Here is a 20,988-nt window from a genome sequence, read left to right on the forward strand (position 1 = left end):
TGTCGACGATTAATAATAACCATGAAATATGAAATCGAGCCTGCCTGAGGCAGACAGGCATACCTAAAAAGTCACACATTGGCATGATTGTCATCCATGCGAGATTCCATCCCGTATCCTTCGTCATGGGACAGGTTGTGACGAATAAAAATCATAATATAAACAGATGAAAAGAATCATTTTAATAGCAGTTTTGAACACGTTTGTTTTTACATCGCTTTTTGCGCAGCAAGATGTAAAGAAAACTCCTCCGAAACCTAGAATAGTTGTTTTGACCGATGTGTCCACCTGGGAAACGGATGACAGTGAATCCCTCGTTCGCTTGATGGCCCATGCAGATCTCTTTGAGATTGAAGCCCTGATTTTCACCACAGGCTGGAGTTTGGATAAAACCCGCGAGGACTTTATGGGGCTCATTCATGCAGCGATAGATGCCTATGAAAAGGATTTGCCTAACCTTCAAAAACGCTCCAACCAGCAGCAGTTCCAGGCAGATGAGTCCCGGCAGACTATAGGTTATTGGCCAAGTCCCGACTACCTTAGGAGTGTGACCATGTTTGGCAGTGAAAACCGTGGACTGAAATTTCTAGGTGAAGGCAACGAATCGGCAGGGAGTGATTTTATCATCCAACTGGCAGACCAAAAAGACGATAGACCGTTGTGGATTACGATTTGGGGCGGTGGAAATACCCTGGCTCAGGCTATCTGGGATGTGAAGCAAAATCGCTCGGAAGCTGAGCTAAAGAAATTTCTCCACAAAATCCCAACCTATGCCATCACTGATCAGGACCGGGACCAAAAAACTCCATACGATATCAGCTCTCATTACTGGATGAGAAAGGAGTTTGCAGAGGACCTGCTGTTTATCTGGGATGAGTCGGCCTGGAAGTTTCAAAATGGTACAGGCAAGCGAAATTGGGAAGCCTATGCGGAGCATATTCAAGGACATGGGGCATTGGGAGCAGTCTATCCCAAATACAAATACGGGGTGGAAGGAGATACGCCGGCGTTCTTGCATCTGATGCCAAATGGACTGAATGATCCTATGGTTCCTAGTCAGGTAAGTTGGGGAGGATATGCTGTTTTTCAGTTGACAGAAGATAAGGTGACTTCTTCTTATTCCAATTTCAATTCTCCAGCAGCGGACATTTCAAGGAAATACCTGGAGCATTTCTATCCTGCCACATTCAATAATTTCGCTGCCCGTATGGACTGGGCAAAGGAGGGAAAAGGAAATCGAAATCCTTCGGTAGTAGTGAATAAAATGCAGGGCATAGAATTGTTAAGAGTAAAAGCGAAAAAACGCCAGTCTGTGATGCTGGATGCTTCTAAATCCTCCGACCCAGAGGGAGATGAGTTGAGCTTTAAATGGTGGATTATTCGGGAAGCAGGTACCTATGAAGGCGAAATCAATATCCCAAATAATGACTCAAAACTGGTAAAAATTGAGCTTCCAAGCGATTTCTCAGGCAAGACCCTGCATGTGATCTGTGAAGTTACAGATAATGGTTCTCCGAACCTGACCAGTTACCGTAGGATTATAATCGAAGGCAAATAACCAGCTCAACTTTATTCTGTAGGCGACGCATCCAATATACCTGGGTAGTTTTAGCTTTTTTTCAACAGGGCATGGGTAGTATATTCAAGCTCACGCAAAGGAAGTTTCAGAAAAACCGTATTGTGTAGTAGTTTCCTCTGACTTCCCACCCTTAGGTGCAGGCACCTCTGTCAAAAATCCTGAAGAAATAGAATAATGATCAAAGCAAGGTCTTTTGCATATACTTTTTTACCAGCAAAGTGACTGGATAAAGTTCGTATTCGGAGTAGAGAGATAGTAGTCTTTACCTCCTTCGTGCTTCGCACTGGGTAAGCATTCTTATTTGAGATACTGGCTAGGAGTAGGATCGCCAGAAAATAGCTTTCAACCTGTTTTAATCAGTATGCACTTACTTTTTTTGGTTAGCTATATATTTAGTCTTAAACAGTGTTTTGCCCGTTTTTGCTTGTTTGATTGCCTGCTAAATGTTAAATAGAGGAAATGGCTGATTCAAAATCCTCTTATTCAAACAATAGGCCCAAAGACCTGGCTTTCGACTTGGCTCCCTTCCCGATGTGGATTTATGATATGGAGACCTTTGCTTTTCTGGAAGTGAACGAAGAAGCCATGAGGCAATACGGGTATTCGGAGGAAGAGTTTTTGCAAATGACCCTGAGAGATATCCGACCTGCTGAGGATATTCCTATTTTGGAAAAGGCCATAGCAGAGACACGAGATAGAAAGGAGATCTATAAGGACAGTGGGCTTTTTAGGCATCAAAGGAAAGATGGAAGTATTCTCTATGTACATATTAAAAGAAATCTCATAAGGTATCAGGATAAGGAAGCTGAGCTCGTGACAGCTATAGACCTGACTGACCGCTACGAGAGAGAAAGAGAAATAGAGAAGCAAAAGTCCCTACTGGCTACCGTGGGCAAGATAAATGAGGTTTTTCTGAAATCTGAAAGTTGGACTGAAGCCTTACGTCAATCTTTGCAGATTCTAGGCAATTACTTAAAGGTAACCCGGATATGCTTCTGTATGGAGTCAAAAGGTAAACCTGATGGGCACGGGACTACCATAATCTGGGTGGCTAAAAGTGAGCTGGGATCCAATCCGCTTTTTAGAGAATTCCGGGAAATTCTATACGAAGAGTTTCCGCCTTATCAACAATCCATGCTAGCTGCGGAACCGGTTCAGGTCACGACCGCTCAGTTTCCTGATTCCAGAAGTAAGGATTTTTTGGAAGGGCATGCGATAAAAAGTCTAATGCAGATTCCTTTGATGATCAAAGGTAAAATGAGGGGTGTTATCACCATAGATGATTCTGAGGTAGACCGGGAATTTGTAGAAACCGATATCCAGATAGTGAATACTTTGATTTCTAACCTGTCCCATGTGATCAGCCAAGACCAGATTCAACAGCAGTTGGCTGATAGTGAAGCCAGATTCCGGGCTTTGGTACAAAATGGCACTGATCTCATAGCCATTATTGATGCTGAGGGGAACTACAAGTATGTGGCTCCCACCTCCCTCAATGTGCTAGGGATACCCGCAGATGAGTTTATGGGTAGAAATGCCTTCGAATTCATCCATCAGGAGGATGCCCCCAGGCTATTGAAAGACCTGGAGCAATTGGCGACAAAGAAAAGTATAGCTATAGAGCCTTACAGATTTCAGGATGCTCAAGGTAATTGGCGCTGGATTCAAACAGACCTGACCAACCATATTCAAGACCCCGTATTAGCCGGTATAGTAGCGAACACCCGGGAAGTTACTCATGAAGTAGAAAAAAGAATCTCTGCCCAATTGCTGGCAAGCCTGACCAAAGCCATCTCTCAGCCAGGGGCATTGAGTACCTGCCTTACCGATGCTTTAGAAGAAATCTGTAAGCAATGTGATTTTGATATTGCAGAGATGTGGATGATATCAGAGGATATGTCACGCTTGGATTTATTGTCCAAAGCTGGCAAAAAAGCTGTAGCCAGGGAGTTTTATTCCAGCACCTCTAACATCCATACCTTTTCACTAGGAAATGGCCTACCGGGAATCGTTTGGAAAATGAGGCAGACCCAAATCCTGGAGCATATCAAAGAAAATGAATTGTTTTTACGGGCCAATTCCGCTGATTCTTTGGAGTTACAAACTGCCTTGGGAATCCCCTTGCTATACAACAAGGAGTTTTTGGGATGCCTGATCTGCCTATCTCCTCTGAGCAAAAAAGAAATAGGGCCTCATGCCAAAATACTGAGCGAGCTGGGAGTACAGCTGGCGGCAGTCCTCAAGCAAAAGATGACGGAAGAGCAATTCCGTAGTTTCTTTAATATATCGCCGGATCCTCATGGATTGCTGGGTTTTGATGGATACCTCAAGAAAGTAAACCATGCCTTTGCTGAAGTTTTGGGCTATGATAAAAGTGAGTTGTTCAGCAAACCCGTTTTTGCCTTCTTGCTGGAGGAGGATAGACCAAAAGCTCAAAAACGCCTGAATGAGCTAATCAATGGAGCAGAAGCGGATTCATTTGAAGCCCGTTTCCTTACCAAGGAGGGAGCCATAAAATGGCTGGTCTGGAAGGGAAGGGTCATCATGGAGTCAAAAATTATTGTGGCAGCAGCCAAAGACATCACTGCTCAAAAGGAGGCAGAAATCAAGCTCAGCAATACCAACGAAAGACTGAAAAGAGCACAGAAAATCGCCAAACTTGGCTATTGGTCCAGGAATTTGGATTCGGACCTGACAGAGTGGAGCGAGGAGACCTATAGAATACATGGGTTTACTCCGGGTAGTTTTATACCGACCTTAGAAGATCTCAAAAACACCTTTCATCCAGATGACAGGTACTTGCTGGAATCAGAGCCAATTAAATTCCTGGAACCCGGCAGAATCAATAGTTTCGAGCATAGGATAGTTACAGCTACCAATGAAATAAAGTGGGTACAACAGGAGATTCGCCTGCTCCTAGACGATCATCAGGTGCCCTATAGAATAGAAGGGACCATACAGGATATCACGGAAAGGAAGGAAAATGAACTTCAACTAGCCCTTAGTAATGAGAGATTTCAGCTGGCGATAAAGGCCAGCAATGAGATGATCTGGGAGGTGGATCATCAAAAGGAAACTATTTACCGTGGTGCTGGCTATACTAAGTTTGTAAACTATAAGTCTAATGAGCCTTTCAATAAGGAAAACTCCTGGTGCGTAAAACTATCAACCGCTGAGATGGATGAAGTATGGGCTTCCCTTCAGAAAGCTTTGGCAGATAAAACCCAAAACTTCTGGTCAGCTGAATACAGGATCAATACCGAAGATGGATCTATTGCATATTTTGTGGATCGCTGTTTCATACTCAGAGATAAAAACGGAACTCCTATAAGATCCGTTGGCTCTGCTTTGGATGTCACCGAATCTAAAAAGCAGCTCATGCGCATCAAAAAGCAAAATGAAAAGTTGAGAGAGATAGCCTGGCTTCAGTCCCATGTGATCCGGGCTCCGCTTTCCCGAATCATGAGTTTGATTTACCTGATAAAAGACCTGGATGGTGGAGGCATGGCTCTCGATGAAATACTGGAATTGATTTCCGCTTCAGCGGATGAGCTGGATCAAGTGATCCATGATATAATAAATAAAACTGAGGCGATGAAAGAAGATGAAAACACAAATCCTATTGATTGACGATGATCCCATTATTAATTTTATTCACGCTAGACTAATCCGCAAAAAATACCCGGATGCCTCACTCTTAGCTTTTGAAAATGGGCTGCTAGGACTTCAGCATATAAAAAGTAACCCTGAAAATACTTACCTCATTTTCCTGGACTTGAATATGCCAAAAATGAACGGTTGGGAATTTTTGACGGCTGTTGCAAAAGAAGCTGCTGAAGTTGATCTGCAAGTGCATATAGTGACCTCCTCTGTGGATCCCGAGGATAAAAATGAAGCCAAAAAACACCATAATGTGCACTCCTACTTAGTAAAGCCCCTCAAGGACGTTGATTTGGTTCACTTGTAGAGGGAGGAGGATTTTACGCTGTACTAAATTCAAAATTAGATGGTCGTAAAATTATGAATTCAGTTTTTAGCCTTTTAAGATGAATATATTCTTTGTTTATCAGCAAATAGAATTAAATTAGTTTATGTGATTTTTTGCATTTTTGTTTATGTTACGCATTATTTGAAAAAGAAGATCATGAAGAAATCAATACTCATTGTAATTATTTTTATACTCTCGTTCAGTTCATCATTAGCTCAAGACGATGCCGCTGAACTCGCCAAAAAACTGGCCAACCCCATCGCATCTCTGATCTCTGTTCCTTTTCAAAATAATACCGATTATGGGATTGGAGACTGGAGGGGAACAAGGAATACCATGAATATCCAGCCGGTAATCCCAATTTCTATCACAGAAGATATCAACCTAATCACAAGGGTGGTACTTCCGGTGGTCACGCAGTATAATATTACTGCACCAGGTGAAAAACAATCCGGATTGAGTGATGCGGTGATGTCAGCCTTTTTCTCACCTGCAAATTCAGAAAAACTGACCTGGGGGGTAGGACCGGCATTATTGCTTCCTACAGGTACAAATGATTTCCTTACCACTAAAAAGTTTGGAATGGGGCCAACAGCTGTGGCATTGAAGCAAGCAAACGGCTGGACAGTAGGTGGCCTGATCAACCAAATCTGGTCAGTAGCCGGCAATGCGGATAGACCGGACGTCAGCCAGATGTTCGTGCAGCCCTTTGTAGTTTACAACTGGAAATCAGGAGCAGGTCTGGGGGCAAACATGGAATGGACGCAAAACTGGAAAGCTTCCACCTCCACCGTTTGGCTGAATCCGACAATCAGCGCAGTGACTGCACTTGGCAAGCAAAAAACGCAATTTGTGGTAGGTCCAAGATTAAACCTAGCTGCACCCGATGGGAGTAAGGCAGATTGGGGCTGGAGAGCTGTGGTGATTTTCCTGTTTCCGAAATAATTATAGGCATATTAATTCTTTCTTTTCAGCAAATGAGGATTCTTTATTCAGCAATTCTATTTTTTATAGCTTCTAGCCTTTGCTTGGCTCAGGAAAAAAAGAAGTTGAGCATGGAGGTGTTCAAAGACCCAGAGGATGGTAAGCTGGATATGAGCGACTTTCTGATCAATTACCATGGTTTTATTCCTGTGGCACAGCTCGTAACCGAACCTGCCTTAGGAGGAATAGGAGTGATGCTGACACCCATATTTATCCAGCCCAATAAGCATCAGGATATGGGGGAATTTGTCCCTCCGGATATCACAGCGGCTTTTGCGGGAATTACCGGAAACAAAACCTGGGGCGTGGGTGCCATGCGTATTGCTTCTCTGCCCAAACACAAACTGAAATACCGTCTAGGAGCAGTTTATGGTGATGCTAATCTCGATTTTTACAGAAATATTTTTCAGCTCGGAGAGCGCAAGTTTGGCTTTAACTTCAATACCACTGCTGCATTTGCTTCAGTGCTTCGGCAAGTAGGCGACACGCAGTTGTTTATTGGTCTGGAATATTTGTACCTGCACAATAAGGTCCAGCCAGATTTTGGGCTAGGTGAATTGCCTCTGCCGGATTTTGTGGATGAAAAAGCCCTGGACAACAACCTGAGTGGCCTGGGAGTAGTGCTGGAATTTGATAAACGGGACAATGTCTTCACTCCGAATACCGGACTTTATATTACTTCAGATTTCAAAGTGAATGCCGGATGGACAGGTAGCGATTACGATTACCAAAACTTTAATGTAGCTGCTTTTCAATACTTCAAGTTCACTCCAAAATTAGTCAGCGGATTTCGGGCCGAAGGGCGTTTCCAATTCAATGAAGCCCCATTTTATTTCAAACCTGGGATTTCCATGCGGGGAGTTCCCATGGCCAGATACCAGGGAGATCAAACTTATGTAGTAGAGACCGAACAGCGTTTTGATTTTACCGATCGCTGGAGTGCTGTGGGTTTTGTGGGTGCAGCCAAAGCTACTTCCCAAGAGCTGTCCTTCTCAGAGGCAGATCTGGTGTATAACTATGGAACCGGCTTCCGTTACCTGATTGCAAGAAAGTTTGGGATCCGGACAGGTATAGATGTGGCCTGGTCCAATGAGGATTTTGGCTGGTACATCGTATTTGGCTCTGCCTGGAATAACAGGAATTAACGATTAGTTCAACTTGGTCTGACTTTAATGCAATTAGAATTTGTAACTTTACTGCGTCGTAGCCATGAGCCTGCTTTCTTTTTAAATCTAAATCGGTATTAAAATGAAGAGATTAATTTTTATCCATGCATTCATCCTGTTCAGCCTTTTCAGTAGCATCTGCGTGGCTCAGGAGGAAGAAAACGAAGAGAGCGAGGCAGTTGAAATGGAAGAATCCGAGGGCCGGCATAGTTTGGCGCTGGTACTTGCCCATGCGCGAATAGGTCAAGGGAGAGATGCAGAAGGAAAAAAACAGTTTACTACCGTTCCATCTTTTGCCCTGGATTATAATTACTGGATTTCTGAAAAGTTTGCCATAGGCTTGCACACAGATTTTTTGAATGAAAACTTTTTCATAGAAACAGAAGATGAGGGAGAAATCATTGAGCGGGAACGACCTATAGCCCCTGTGGTCACCGGAGTCTATAAACCTGGAGAACACTGGAGCTTTTCCTTGGGTTTTGGTGGAGAATTTGCCGAAGGCGAGGATTACTTTGTGACTCGGCTAGGAGTAGAATATGGCGTAGAAATCCGGAACGGTTGGGAAGTGCTGGGTTCGCTTACCCATGATTTTCGGGCAAATGCCTATAATGTGACCTCCCTTGGGATAGGGATTGAGAAGCGATTTGGGGAGTAATTCAGGGAGTAGTTTGCAGTCGCAGGATTGAGCGTAAAAACTTCTGCTACGTCCCTCATTTCTCCTCGCCGGCAAAAATGTGATGAAGCAGGATAGTTCACAGGAATTGTTTGGGAACTATTGTTAACTATAGATTATATATTGTAGTATTTCATTAAAAAACTTGATTATTCCTTTTGATTAGTGCTTTCTGCCATTAAATTTGAATAGGAAGCATGGGTTTTGGCCCTTGGCCTAGTTCATTTTAGTATTCAGGTAAATGTATGCTCCAGCTGACTGATAGCAGGTTAAGGTAATGTACTTTTAGTGCATGGTTTGAGATTAAAAGGTCTCAATTTTATTATAAGTAAGAATGGATAGAATTTTTTTGCAGGATAAAAGTCAATTAATTAACAAGATTATTCTTATATGAATTTCATTATTTTCTCTAGAAAGTGCATGACCTCTATTTTGGTCTTATCTCTGATTTTAACCTTTGGCTGTGCAGAGAAATCGGCGCAGAATGCTGATGGAAGTAGCACTCCTGATAAGCTGTCAGGGCAAACCCTTAAAATGGCTTCTTGGGAAGATGCTCCCCGTACCAAAATCATGGATTGGGTGGATGCAGTTACCACAGCAGGATCCGCAGATTTTATTCCTGAAAAGGACAGAATAGCGGTATTTGATAACGACGGCACGCTATGGTCAGAGCAGCCCTATTACTTCCAGTTGGCTTTTGCGATTGACGAAATCAAGAGACTGGCTCCAGAGCATCCTGAATGGGAAAAAGACCCATCGTTGAAAGCGCTGATCAATGGGGATTTACAAGGTTTCATGGCAGGAGGGGAAAAAGCCTTACTTTCTGCCGTTGCGATCACACACTCAGGAATGTCAGTTGATGAATTTGATACTAGAGTTAAAAACTGGATCAAGACAGCCACCCACCCCAAAACAGGCAAGCCTTATAATGAAATGATTTTTCAGCCTATGCTGGAATTGTTGGATTTCCTTCGGGAAAATGGTTTTAAAACATTTATCGTTTCCGGTGGAGGTATAGATTTTATGAGAGCCTGGGCAGAGGATGCCTATGGTATTCCTCCTTACCAGGTGGTAGGCTCCCAGCTAGGATTAGCTTATGTGGATACTACTGCTACTCCGGAACTGATGAAAATCCCTGAATTGGCATTCAATGACGATAAAGCAGGCAAGCCTGTAGGGATCATTCGGAACATAGGTAAGCGGCCGGTTTTTGCGGCTGGGAACAGCGATGGGGATTATGAAATGCTGCAATTTACCAGTACAGGGGATGGAGCTCGTTTTGGCCTGATCGTTCATCATACCGACTCCATCAGAGAGGCTGCTTACGATAGAGAGTCTCACATTGGACAGTTGAGCAGAGGACTGGATGATGCTGCCAAATACAATTGGTTGGTAGTGGATATGGCCAAAGATTGGAAAGTCATATATCCTTATGAACTGGATAACCAATAATAGTTACCTTAGATTTATAATCACTTTTAATTTACATTATATGAAAAACAGATTCTCAATTTTCAAATCATCCATGTTTTTGATGCTGTTTTTGCCATTTTTGGCGCAGGCTCAAGAGAAACCCAATATCGTGGTGATATGGGGAGATGATATCGGTTACTGGAACGTGGGGGCTTATACACATGGTATGATGGGGAGAACTCCGAATATTGATGGTATTGCCAAGGACGGTATGCTTTTCACAGACCATTACGGACAGCCTAGCTGTACCGCAGGTAGAGCAGCATTTATCATGGGTCAATTGCCTGTAAGAACTGGTATGACCACGATTGGTATCCCTGGATCTACTCAAGGTATCCAAGATGTAGACCCTACTTTGGCTCAGGTGTTGAAATCTCAGGGGTATGCCACGGCTCAATTTGGTAAAAACCACCTGGGTGATAGAAATGAATTCCTTCCAACCATGCATGGATTCGATGAATGGTTTGGTAACCTCTATCACCTAAATGCAGAGGAGGAGCCGGAAGAGTTGGACTATCCTGGTCAGAAAAACCCTGCTTATTTGGAGAAATTTGGTCCAAGAGGAGTATTGCATACCTGGGCTACAGATACGGATGACCCTACTGTAGATCCAAAATTCGGCAAAGTAGGTAAGCAAAGAATTGAAAATACAGGACCACTTACCCGTGAGCGTATGGAGACTTTTGATTCAGAAGTCACCGATATGACCTTAGAATACCTAGACCGAGTAGGTGAAGAAGACAAGCCTTTCTTCGTTTGGTACAACACTACAGCTACCCATATCTGGTCACATAGCCCGAACAAATACATTCAGGCTGCAGTAGACGAAGGTCGTGCAGAAGAAGATGTGGTTCGTGCCAAGATGATCGAGCATGATGAGCTAATCGGTAAGATTCTTCAGAAGATCAAAGACATGGGTGAAGAAGACAATACCATCGTTATTTACTCTACTGATAATGGAAATGAATTGATGTACTGGCCTGATGGTGGATATGCTCCATTCCGTGGTGAAAAAGGAACTACCTGGGAAGGTGGTCTGAGAGTACCTATGCTAGTGAAATGGCCGGGTAAAATTCCTGCGGGTACCTACTCCAATGGAATCCAAAGCCATGAGGATCTTTTCGTAACCCTTGCAGCTGCTGCAGGTCTTCCTAACTTAAAAGAAGAATTGCTTGTAGGGAAAAATATCGGAGGAACCAATTTCAAAGCGCACCTAGACGGATACAATAACCTGGATCTTTGGACAGGAAAGACGGATAAATCTGCAAGAAGAGTAATGTTCTATTACGATGAGTCTGACCTGATGGCAATAAGAGTAGATGCCTGGAAAATGCACATAGGGGTGAAGCATGGAGGAAACTGGTTTGATGAGAAATCTTACCCTAGTGTTCCTTACATCGTAAACTTGCTAATGGATCCAATGGAAAAAATGACTCCGGATTCTGAAGAATGGGGATATGCAGGTAGAAAATTTGTCGCTCAAAAACTTTGGGCACCAACTGCAGCGGTACCCTTCTTACAAGCACATTTGAAATCATTGGTTGATTATCCACCAAGTCAAGGCGGTGAGTCATTGAATATGAAAGCATCCATAGAAAAAGCAATGAAAATGATGGAGCAGCCAACAGGCGGAACCAATTAAGTTTTCAACTATTGATTAAGCTTTCTGTGGTGAAAGCACAACTTGATAAAGGCTGGCCATTTTTCGGAATGAGTCAGCCTTTTTATATGGTTTCACCTTGACCTTCTACTTCGAAAGCTAGTTTTTTTAAAACAGTTTGGAATATTTAAAGAATAAAGTTTAACTTTTAGTTGTGAATTAAACTTTGAAGTAGAATCACTTTTAAATTTATAATCTATGAAACACAAATTATCAATTTTCAAATCGGCTATCCTGATGCTGTTCTGCTTGCCATTGCTGGCACAGGCTCAGGATAAGCCAAACATCCTAGTGATCTGGGGGGATGACATTGGCTGGTCCAATGTAAGTTTTAATAACAACGGTCTAATGGGATACAAAACTCCAAATATTGACCGTATTGCCAATGAGGGAGCTACTTTTACCGATTGGTACGGACAGCAATCTTGTACAGCGGGACGTGCGGCTTTTATATTGGGACAGCATCCATTCCGGACAGGTCTTTTGACCATAGGTATGCCAGGCTCTAAGCATGGTATCCAGGAATCCCAGCCTACTATCGCCGACCTACTGAAGCCTCAGGGCTATGCCACAGGTCAGTTTGGTAAAAACCACCTGGGAGACCAGGATGAGCATTTACCTACCAATCACGGATTCGATGAGTTCTTCGGTAATCTCTACCACCTGAATGCAGAGGAAGAGCCGGAAGGATACTACTATCCCAAAGATCCAGAATTCCGCAAGAAATTTGGTCCTCGTGGGGTAATCCACAGCACTGCCGATGGTAATATTCAGGATACGGGGCCATTGACCAGTGAAAGAATGGAAACTGTGGACGAGGAATTTGAAGATGCTGCTGTAGCATTTATAAAGAAAGCGCATGCAGATGGCAAACCATTTTTCGTATGGATGAGCTCCACCAGATGCCATGTGTGGACTCACTTGAAGCCAGAAAGTGATGGAGTGACCGGAATTGGACTTTATCCAGATGCTATGGTAGAACATGACCTAGCTGTAGGTCGTCTACTTGATTTGCTTGACGAGCTAGGAATTGCAGATAATACCATTGTGATGTATTCTACAGATAATGGGGCAGAAAAATTCTCTTGGCCAGATGGTGGCAACTCACCTTTCAGAGGGGAAAAAGGAACGACTTGGGAAGGTGGATTCCGTGTACCCACCGCGATTCGTTGGCCAGGGGTGATCGAGCCAGGCACAGTATATAATGATATTTTCTCCCATGAAGACATGATGCCTACTCTTCTGGCAGCCGCTGGAGAACCAAACATTAAGGAAAAAGTGCTGAATGGGTATCAGGCAAATGGTAAAACCTTTAAGCAGCACCTAGATGGTTACAATATGATGCCTTTCTTCAAAGGTGAAGTGGAAGAATCACCACGTAAAGAAATATTCTATTTTGATGCCAGTGCAAATCTAAATGCGATCAGATATCAAGACTGGAAGCTTCACTTTGCGATCATGGACGGTGCAATAAATACTGCCTACCGTAAGTCTCCCAGCTGGCCTTTGGCAATTAATCTAAGGGCTGATCCTTATGAAGTATCTTGGGAATCAGGAATGTATACTAGATGGTATGGAGATAACATGTGGTTGTTTGTGCCGGCTCAGCAATTTGCTGCCAATTTCTTGGCCACTTTCAAGGATTTCCCTCCTCAGACAGGATCTTCCCTTTCCATTGACAAGGTGGTACAGCAAATGACTGCTCCTCCAAGAAATTAATTTTTAATGGTTTAAAAGGTTACCCTGCACAATGTTGGGTAACCTTTTTTTTACTATAGCATCCTTGAATCGTCAAATATATAAGTCATGACCCCAAAACAAGCGATTGAAGAACTCAAGACCAGGATGTCCGCCTCTATTATCGGTCAAGAAGAATTGGTGGAGCGTTTAATTTTGGTTTTACTGGCAGATGGAAATATGCTGCTCGAGGGTTTGCCGGGACTGGCAAAAACCAGGGCTATAAAATCACTGGCAAAAGAACTGGACTGTGGATTGAGTAGAATCCAGTTTACTCCGGATCTTTTACCTTCTGATGTGACAGGTACTGAAATTTACCAGCCTGAACTGCAAGAGAAATTTGTCTTCCAACAAGGCCCCATTTTTTCTAACCTGATTTTGGCAGATGAAATCAATCGGGCTCCCGCCAAAGTACAAGCTGCACTGCTGGAAGCCATGGAAGAAAGGCAGGTATCCGTAGCCGGGAAAACCTATAAAATGGATCCCCTCTTCATGGTCATGGCTACCCAGAATCCGGTAGAGCAAGAAGGAACCTATCCCTTACCTGAAGCTCAAATGGATAGATTCCTGATGCATGTGATCATCAGCTATCCCGATGATGCATCTGAGCTTGCCATCTTACGCTTGAATAGAGAAGAACAGATAAAATCTGAGAGAAAGGAGGAATCCATTAAGCTTTCGCCCGAAGTGGTGTTTGAAGCAAGAAAAGAAATAACACAGGTGAAAATCGCGGAAAATATGGAAAAGTATATCGTGGACATTATTTCCGCGACTCGCTTTCCTGATAAATATTCCAAAGAATTGGACAGCTGGATAGACTTTGGGGCCAGCCCTCGGGGAAGTATAGCATTGGATAGAGCTGCCCGAACCCACGCCTGGATGAATGGAAGTGACTTTGTGACGCCGGAAAATGTCAGAGCGGTTGTTCATGATTGTCTTCGGCATAGATTGATCCTCAGCTACGAAGCAAATGCTGATGGAATCACTGCCGATCAAGTACTCGACGAGGTGCTAAAAGCAGTAGCGGTAGTTGGATAGATATAAACTTCACTTGGCCTCGACTAGCTCGGCCACCGGGATTAGTTTTATAGTGGAGGGTGAGAGAATGGAGCGGCGAAGCCGCTCCATTCTCTCACCCTCTCCAAGCAACAGTTTCCCGACACCGAGCGAAGTCGAGGTGGAATAACTAGTCACTTTAAAAAAATCAAATAAAGTAATGTCCACCCCTAACTCCTTCCTTAAAGACGTATTCACCTCTCTCAAGGAGTTGCTGGGAATGGAACGTCATGCCCAGTTTTTTTCTATGATCGCCCGGAAGCAAAAAGTAAAAAGCATCCTAGGGGGCAGGCATGAGTCCAAACTCAGAGGAAGAGGATTGGATTTTGAAGAAGTAAGACATTATGTAAAAGGGGATGATATCCGGAATATCGACTGGAAAGTCACCGCCCGCACCAGAGAAACTCATACCCGGGTATTTTCTGAGGAAAAAGAGAAACCCGCTTTGATCGTGGTGGATCAATCCAAATCCATGTTTTTTGGTTCTCAGGTACGGACCAAGTCAGTGGTAGCAGCAGAATTGGCTGCCGTCACAGCATTTCGGGTATTGAAGCAGGGCGATCGAGTGGGAGGAGTGGTTTTTGCAGATAATGGCATAGATATCATTCAGCCAAAAAGGGACCGCAGGAATATTCTTCGTTTCCTGGAGAAAGTTGTCTCCAGAAACCGCGAGCTGGCAGAATCTACTCCCAGAAATATCGATGATGCCCTGAAGGAGGTGTTTATGAAAACGCGGAATATCGTCACGCATGATTACCTGGTGGTGGTGATTTCGGATTTTCAGCGATACTCTCCGGCAGTCACCCGGTTTATCAGCCAGATTGCCCAGCACAATGATGTGGTGTTGATCAAAGTTTTTGATCCATTGGAGCGTGATATTCCACAAACCAAGTTTGTGGCGGGAGATCAGGAAACACAGGTTACTGTAGATGGCAAAAGCAAAAAGATAAGGGAGAATTTCCAAACCGGTTTTGACGCGGATTATCAGGCATTTCTAGTTCAGATGAAAAAGCACCGCATACCACTTTTTGCTATCAATACCGTGCAACCCATCGAGGAGCAGTTGAAAGAAGTTTTTAAATCAGGAAGGAAATGAGACAGGATAGTACACAGGTAGATTCTTTGCTCCAGCAAGCCCAGCAGCTTCCTTCTGCAGATTTAGGGCCAATCTATGAGCCACCTCCGGTGGAGTTTAGCTTTGAAACTACAGGTTGGGCAATTCTAGGTGGAATGTTCCTTCTAGGAGTCTTAGTTATCCTGTTTTTTATGCTGAGACACTATCTCCGTAATCGTTATAGAAAAGAAGCGTTGACTTCTTTATATGAAATAGAATCTGACGCATCAGCCTTTCCAAAGGTATTTGTGATCCTGAAGCGAGTCGCGATCCAGGTTTTTGGAAGGGAAAAAGTAGGTAGTCTGCACGGAAATTCCTGGCTGGGTTTTCTGGATAAAACCGGGAAAGATGTACGTCTTCTGCAGTTTGAAGAGCAAATTTCAGCACTGATCTACCAGGATAGGATTCCAGATCAGGAAGTCCGAAAAGAAATTATGTCACAAGCCCAAAAATGGATAAAGACACATGCCGGCAAACTTTGAAATAGCGCATCTGTGGGTATTTTTCCTATTACCTCTGCCTTTTGTGGTTTATTGGCTATTTCCGGCTTTGAGGATACGGAGTGCTTCCTTACGCCTTCCTACTTATGGAAAGGTATCAGCTTACACGGGTGAGAAACCGAGAAAATCTGCGTTTATCCGTCGAAGAGGTATCGTGAACTGGATCAGTATGTTGCTGATCTGGGTATTGATCTTGGCCACCTTGTCATCTCCGCAGCTTGTAGGCGAACCCCAAATGAAGGTAAAGACTTCCCGTAATTTTTTGATAGCCGCAGATATATCTTTCAGCATGGCAGAAAAAGACTGGGAAATCAATGGGGAAAAAGTGAGGAGATGGGATGCTGTCAAAGCCTTGATGCATGAGTTTATACAAAAGCGTGAGGGAGATAGAATGGGCTTGATATTCTTTGGAAGCAGTGCTTATATCCAGGCTCCCTTTACACCGGATTTAGAGACTGTGGATCAGTTGTTGGAGGAGGCAGATGTAGGAATGGCAGGTCAGATGACCTATATAGGAAAGGCGATAACGAAAGGAATAGAGCTGTTTGACAAGGATACCATCGAGACCAAAGTGATGCTTCTCCTTACTGATGGGGTGGATGCAGGCACTGATATATTACCACTGGACGCAGCTGATATTGCCAAAGAGGACTCTATTTTGATTTACACTATAGGAATTGGTGATCCTTCTGGAGTGGGGGTAGATCTGGATGAGCAGACGCTCCAGGAAATTGCAGAAATGACCGGCGGGCAATATTTCCAGGCTAAAGATGAAAAGCGACTGCAGGAGATTTATGCCGAAGTGGATAAACTGGAGCCCATAGAATATGAGGAGGAGGAAAACCGTCCTACTACTTTGCTCTATTATTATCCTTTGGGTGCAGCTTTGGGGTTGATGCTCATTACCATGTTTTTCCAGAGTCTTTTTCACCTGATACAGAGCTCACGTCAAAAAGGAAAGGAGGTCAACCTTGGCTGACCTTTTTCCCATAGTCTGGAATGAATTCCATTTTCTAAGGCCGTTTTTTCTCTGGGCATTTATTCCTGTCTTTTTGATTTTGGTACTCGGTCTGCTCAGCATCCGGCAGGAAGTGACCTGGAAGGAAATGATAGCACCTCATCTTCGTCCGTTTGTGATTCAAAAGGGCAATGAACGGGTCAAAGTCGGGATGCACTTGATCGGATTTTTAGTTTTGAGTTTGGGGGTACTCGGCTTAGCAGGACCTACCTGGAAGAAGGTAGAGGTTCCCGGGCAAAAGCTGGAAACTCCACTGGTGATTCTATTGGATTTATCCCAAAGTATGCTGGCTACAGACTTACAGCCGAATCGGCTGGAGCGGGCCAAATTTAAAATCAATGATCTCATCAAAGAAAACCCTCAAGCCCGGGCAGCTTTAATTGGATTTGCAGGGACGGCTCATACCATCATTCCACTGACCAGGGATTATGATATAATCTCCAGCCATATAGATGGACTCAGTCCGGATGTGATGCCATTCCCAGGATCCAATCTAGCTGATGCCTTGGCATTGGCAGATACCTTGATGGCCGTGACTGATGCTCCTGGGACCGTTTTGATTTTATCCGATGATATAGAAAGCGAAGAGTTTGATTTGATCTCTGCCTTTGTTCAAAATTCCCAAAATAGCATTCAACTATTGCCTATCAATACTACAGGCGGGGCTGAGGTACCTAATCTTAGTGGGCGGGGTTTTCTGAAAGATAAGGACGGAAATACCATCGTTTCGGCAATGAATGAGGCTGTGTTAAGCCAGTTAGGTTCTTTGGACCGGGTGACAGTGAACCGGCTGACACTGGATAATTCTGATGTAGAACTGATCAGCAAAGCGGTGGTGAAGAGTCTGATATTTACGGAGAAAGCAGAGGAAAAGGAAGACGATTGGAGAGATGTGGGGTTTTTACTGATTATTCCCATGGCAGTTTTACTATTGCTTTGGTTTCGTAGAGGTTGGGTGCTTTATGGGGTAGTGTTGCTTGCTTTTACGTCCTGTTCAGAAGATCAGACTTTTGAAGATCTCTGGTACACCAAAGATTACCAAGGGCAGAAGTTAAGTGATGCAGGAGACTTTAAGGCTGCCGCTGAGCGCTATGAAGATCCGCTCCGCAAAGGAGTGGCCTATTACAAAGCCGGAGATTACGAGGCTGCTATTCAGGAATTTCAAAATGACACATCAGCCTATGGAGCTTATAATTTAGGCTTGGCCTATTACAAAAATGGTGATTTTGCAGCTGCACAAGGGGCTTTCCAGGAGGCCACGGAACTGGATCCTACTATGGATCAAGCATTGGAAAACCAGCAAAAGATGGAACACTTATCCGCTGGTGAAAATGAAGTAGACCCCGAAGATGCTAAGGAAGCGAGTCCTGAGGAAGCTGCTAATACTGTGCAGAACAATAGCCCGGAAGATCTCAGTGGAGGTGGTCAAGAAGCAACTAAGGAGGATATGGAGCAAGAGAGGCTGGCTGAGACTGTGAATACTGACGTAAGAAAAGGTAAGGAACTGGATGAGGTGCCTGAAGACATCAGTGCAATAAATCAACAGGATAACGCAAAGGTACTTATGCGTAAAATAGATGAGAATCCTTCTTTATTCCTAAAGCGGAAATTTGCCTACCAAGTGAAAAAGGACAGCATAAAACCAAAAGCAAATGAAAGGAATTGGTAAGCTTTTAAGTTTTTGCCTGATACTTGGGATGCTTTTGGTGTCTATGGATACCAATGCCCAAAGACTTTGGTCCCAGGTAGCTCTTAACCGAAGCAGTACCTACGTGGGTCAGCCTGTTGAGGTGAAGATTTCTGTCTACACTTCCACTTGGTTTACCACTGGTTTGGATCTGGGTAATATTAAAGTAAATGGGGCATTTACGGTTTATTTTAGGCCGGTGTCTATATCAATTCAGCAAGATGGAAAGACCTTTCCTGGGGTTCAGTTGATTTATCATGTGTTTCCTTATACGGATAAGGATATTATTTTTCCTGCATTGGACATAGAAGTAGAATCCCCGGCAGAAGGTGATTACAAGGGTAAAAAGCATATTGTAAAAACTGAAGAAAAACCGATAAAAGTTAAGCCTATACCTTCTAAATTCTCGACAAATGAATGGTTAGTAGCAGATGGGCTAAGCGTAACAGAAAACTGGTCAGGCGATAGAAATAAGGTTAAAGTAGGTGACGTGTTGGAACGTACGATTTCCAGAACGGCAGCAGGTACTGTATCCCAGCTGATCCCGCCTATCGCATGGGACAGCATTTCGAATGTAGGTCTGTATCCATCACGGAGTGAAGTAGCAGACCAGAAGACCAAAACTTCAATATCGTCTTCCAGAATCGAAAGAATGCGCTACCTCTTTGAAAAGGAAGGCGAAGTAATTATTCCTGAGTTGGTTTTCACTTGGTATAACCCTTACAGGAATCAACTCTACAAACGCACCCTGAAGGAAGTGAAGATTCAAGTAGCGCCAAATCCTGATTTGGGGGTGTTGGCAAGTGTGCGGGATTCTCTGGCCTTGCAGCAGCAGGAGCTTGAGTTAGAAGAAGCTGAGGAGAATCAACCTTTGAAGATTTTGGGCATGAGTCCTGAGCAGTTTGTGCTGGTTTTGGTGGCAGCAATTTTTATCCTGATAATTTTAATCAAACTGTTTCGTAAAGGCTTTTATAGTTGGAAACAAAAAAGAGAAGCTTATCTGGTCTCTGAAAAGTTCCATTTCAATGAATTTAAAAAAGCGGTTAAAGGCAGTAGTTCACAGCGTACAAAATCCGTAAAACTATATCGCTGGCTGGACGCTTTGGAGCTGGACGAACCCAGTGCGCAGTTTTTTGCGAAGCGTTATGGAAGTGAAGCTTTGCAAAGCCAAGTGGCCACTATGGAAGCGGGATGGAGTAGCGGAAAACAGTTTGAAAATATGAATCTAAGCGAATGGGCTTCTGCAAGGGAAAAATACCTGCACCGTGAAGTGAAGGTAGATTCTGGATGGATTAATCCTTAGTTAGAGGGCATCCTCATTGCAATTTTTTGAGTAGCAACCTTACTCCAGAGTTTTGGGATTTGCGATCCCGATGACCAAATGAATTGGAAGATTTCTGCTCCATCCCCTAAGTTCTAGCACTTTTTACTAGAAACTCATCAACTGCTCTACTTCACAGTCGGCTCAATAATATAAGACCTAATTCCCATCACGATCATCAGTTGGGCTATGGCGTAAGTTCCCATGATGATGATTCCTGCATCTGGGATAGGCTGGTAAAATTTATTCAAAGCAATCACTCCATCAGAGATAAAAAACAGGCTGGCACCAATGAATACCTGCCAGAAGGATAAAGCATTGCATTTCCCAAACCTTTCTCTTGCAGTAGTAATCATACTTACGATTACTATGATATAAATGATGACTGGAATCTTTAAAGTCCCGAGGTTAGGATTGATGAGATAGAAAGTAAAAGCTGCCAGAAAATAGATGGGAAGGTTGATAAAAAAAGTCCGGATGAAGTTTACCTGGGGTAGTCGCTCAGGGGCTTTTTGTCCCACCTTAAAGGCTATAATGTAGCAAACTTGCGCCAGCATAAATGCACCAATTCCATAAATGAAATATTGATCCCATAAGAGCAGGACATCACCAAGTAAGGAGAAAATTAATGCACCTATCATGGATTTTGCCAGTAAAGTACTGGAAATAGGTCTGGTAATGAAGTAGAAATAACCTATAAGACCGGTCAGAATCAGTGGTTTGGAAAAAAATCTAAGCTCATTTCTATGCTCGATGATAAATGCCATGTCTACCAGTGTGGCAAATAAAAAAAGGTATAGCCATAGGATTTCTTTCTTTTTCAAGGTTTCTAATGTTTTGATTATCTGTGTATTGTAGAATTAATTAGCTGCATTTGAAGAGGATACAGTATAAAGTATTGGCAAATGAAAATAAACAGAATTTGTAAATTTCAGTTTTATGGAATTTTATTCTAAGATTTATGCATTTTTGTGCGTTTCCTAGTTGTCGAATGGAAATTTTTGGACTAAAAACAGAATTTTATTCACCTTT

At 43.3% G+C, this 20,988-nt stretch carries 16 protein-coding genes; 15 read left to right on the top strand and 1 reads right to left on the bottom strand.

The features are described 5' to 3' along the window. The first annotated feature begins 166 nt into the window (after positions 1–166). The 15 genes from PBT90_RS20150 to PBT90_RS20220 all read left to right on the top strand — a co-directional run bounded on the left by PBT90_RS20150 (position 167) and on the right by PBT90_RS20220 (position 19,938). Positions 167–1,558: a DUF1593 domain-containing protein gene (locus PBT90_RS20150; RefSeq protein ID WP_270130923.1), complete on the top strand. Its 1,392-nt coding sequence runs from the start codon at positions 167–169 to the stop codon at positions 1,556–1,558. A 480-nt stretch (positions 1,559–2,038) separates the two neighbouring features. After that, complete coding sequence (locus PBT90_RS20155) at positions 2,039–5,209, top strand: PAS domain S-box protein (RefSeq protein ID WP_270130926.1); 3,171 nt, start codon at positions 2,039–2,041, stop codon at positions 5,207–5,209. Then, positions 5,184–5,546, top strand: a complete 363-nt coding sequence (locus PBT90_RS20160; RefSeq protein WP_270130928.1) for a response regulator — start codon at positions 5,184–5,186, stop codon at positions 5,544–5,546. The genes PBT90_RS20155 and PBT90_RS20160 overlap by 26 nt, the downstream gene beginning before the upstream one ends. 177 nt (positions 5,547–5,723) lie before the next feature. Beyond that, positions 5,724–6,512 carry a hypothetical protein gene (locus PBT90_RS20165; protein WP_270130930.1) on the top strand — a complete coding sequence of 263 codons (789 nt, stop codon included), beginning with the start codon at positions 5,724–5,726 and terminating at the stop codon, positions 6,510–6,512. 32 nt (positions 6,513–6,544) lie between these two features. After that, on the top strand, positions 6,545–7,696 hold the full coding sequence (locus tag PBT90_RS20170; RefSeq protein WP_270130932.1) for a BamA/TamA family outer membrane protein: 1,152 nt from the start codon (positions 6,545–6,547) through the stop codon (positions 7,694–7,696). A gap of 103 nt (positions 7,697–7,799) precedes the next feature. After that, positions 7,800–8,372, top strand: coding sequence for a hypothetical protein (locus PBT90_RS20175; RefSeq protein ID WP_264808298.1), 573 nt, complete (start codon positions 7,800–7,802; stop codon positions 8,370–8,372). 408 nt (positions 8,373–8,780) lie between these two features. Beyond that, complete coding sequence (locus PBT90_RS20180; RefSeq protein ID WP_270130935.1) at positions 8,781–9,842, top strand: HAD family hydrolase; 1,062 nt, start codon at positions 8,781–8,783, stop codon at positions 9,840–9,842. Between the two features lie 40 nt (positions 9,843–9,882). After that, positions 9,883–11,505, top strand: a complete 1,623-nt coding sequence (locus PBT90_RS20185; protein WP_270130937.1) for an arylsulfatase — start codon at positions 9,883–9,885, stop codon at positions 11,503–11,505. 216 nt (positions 11,506–11,721) lie between these two features. Then, positions 11,722–13,242 carry an arylsulfatase gene (locus PBT90_RS20190; RefSeq protein WP_264808301.1) on the top strand — a complete coding sequence of 507 codons (1,521 nt, stop codon included), beginning with the start codon at positions 11,722–11,724 and terminating at the stop codon, positions 13,240–13,242. Between the two features lie 87 nt (positions 13,243–13,329). Further along, on the top strand, positions 13,330–14,298 hold the full coding sequence (locus PBT90_RS20195; RefSeq protein ID WP_264808302.1) for an AAA family ATPase: 969 nt from the start codon (positions 13,330–13,332) through the stop codon (positions 14,296–14,298). A 178-nt stretch (positions 14,299–14,476) separates the two neighbouring features. Continuing rightward, complete coding sequence (locus PBT90_RS20200) at positions 14,477–15,412, top strand: DUF58 domain-containing protein (RefSeq protein WP_264808303.1); 936 nt, start codon at positions 14,477–14,479, stop codon at positions 15,410–15,412. Continuing rightward, positions 15,409–15,912 (top strand): DUF4381 domain-containing protein, encoded by a 504-nt coding sequence (locus tag PBT90_RS20205; protein WP_264808304.1) that lies wholly within the window; start codon positions 15,409–15,411, stop codon positions 15,910–15,912. Before PBT90_RS20200 ends, PBT90_RS20205 begins: the two co-directional genes overlap by 4 nt. Then, a complete protein-coding gene (locus tag PBT90_RS20210; RefSeq protein WP_270130941.1) occupies positions 15,896–16,909 on the top strand; it encodes a VWA domain-containing protein in 1,014 nt (337 codons plus the stop codon). The genes PBT90_RS20205 and PBT90_RS20210 overlap by 17 nt, the downstream gene beginning before the upstream one ends. Further along, on the top strand, positions 16,902–18,617 hold the full coding sequence (locus PBT90_RS20215; protein ID WP_270130943.1) for a VWA domain-containing protein: 1,716 nt from the start codon (positions 16,902–16,904) through the stop codon (positions 18,615–18,617). The genes PBT90_RS20210 and PBT90_RS20215 overlap by 8 nt, the downstream gene beginning before the upstream one ends. Beyond that, complete coding sequence (locus PBT90_RS20220; protein WP_270130945.1) at positions 18,601–19,938, top strand: hypothetical protein; 1,338 nt, start codon at positions 18,601–18,603, stop codon at positions 19,936–19,938. Before PBT90_RS20215 ends, PBT90_RS20220 begins: the two co-directional genes overlap by 17 nt. Before the next feature lie 146 nt (positions 19,939–20,084). Here PBT90_RS20220 and PBT90_RS20225 read toward each other — a convergent pair whose 3' ends face one another. Further along, the gene (locus PBT90_RS20225; RefSeq protein WP_270130947.1) at positions 20,085–20,780 is read right to left on the bottom strand and encodes a lysoplasmalogenase; all 696 of its coding nucleotides are present in this window, start codon (positions 20,778–20,780) and stop codon (positions 20,085–20,087) included. Positions 20,781–20,988: the final 208 nt, after the last annotated feature.

This window comes from Algoriphagus sp. TR-M9, assembly GCF_027594545.1.
GTDB classification, from domain to species: domain Bacteria; phylum Bacteroidota; class Bacteroidia; order Cytophagales; family Cyclobacteriaceae; genus Algoriphagus; species Algoriphagus halophytocola.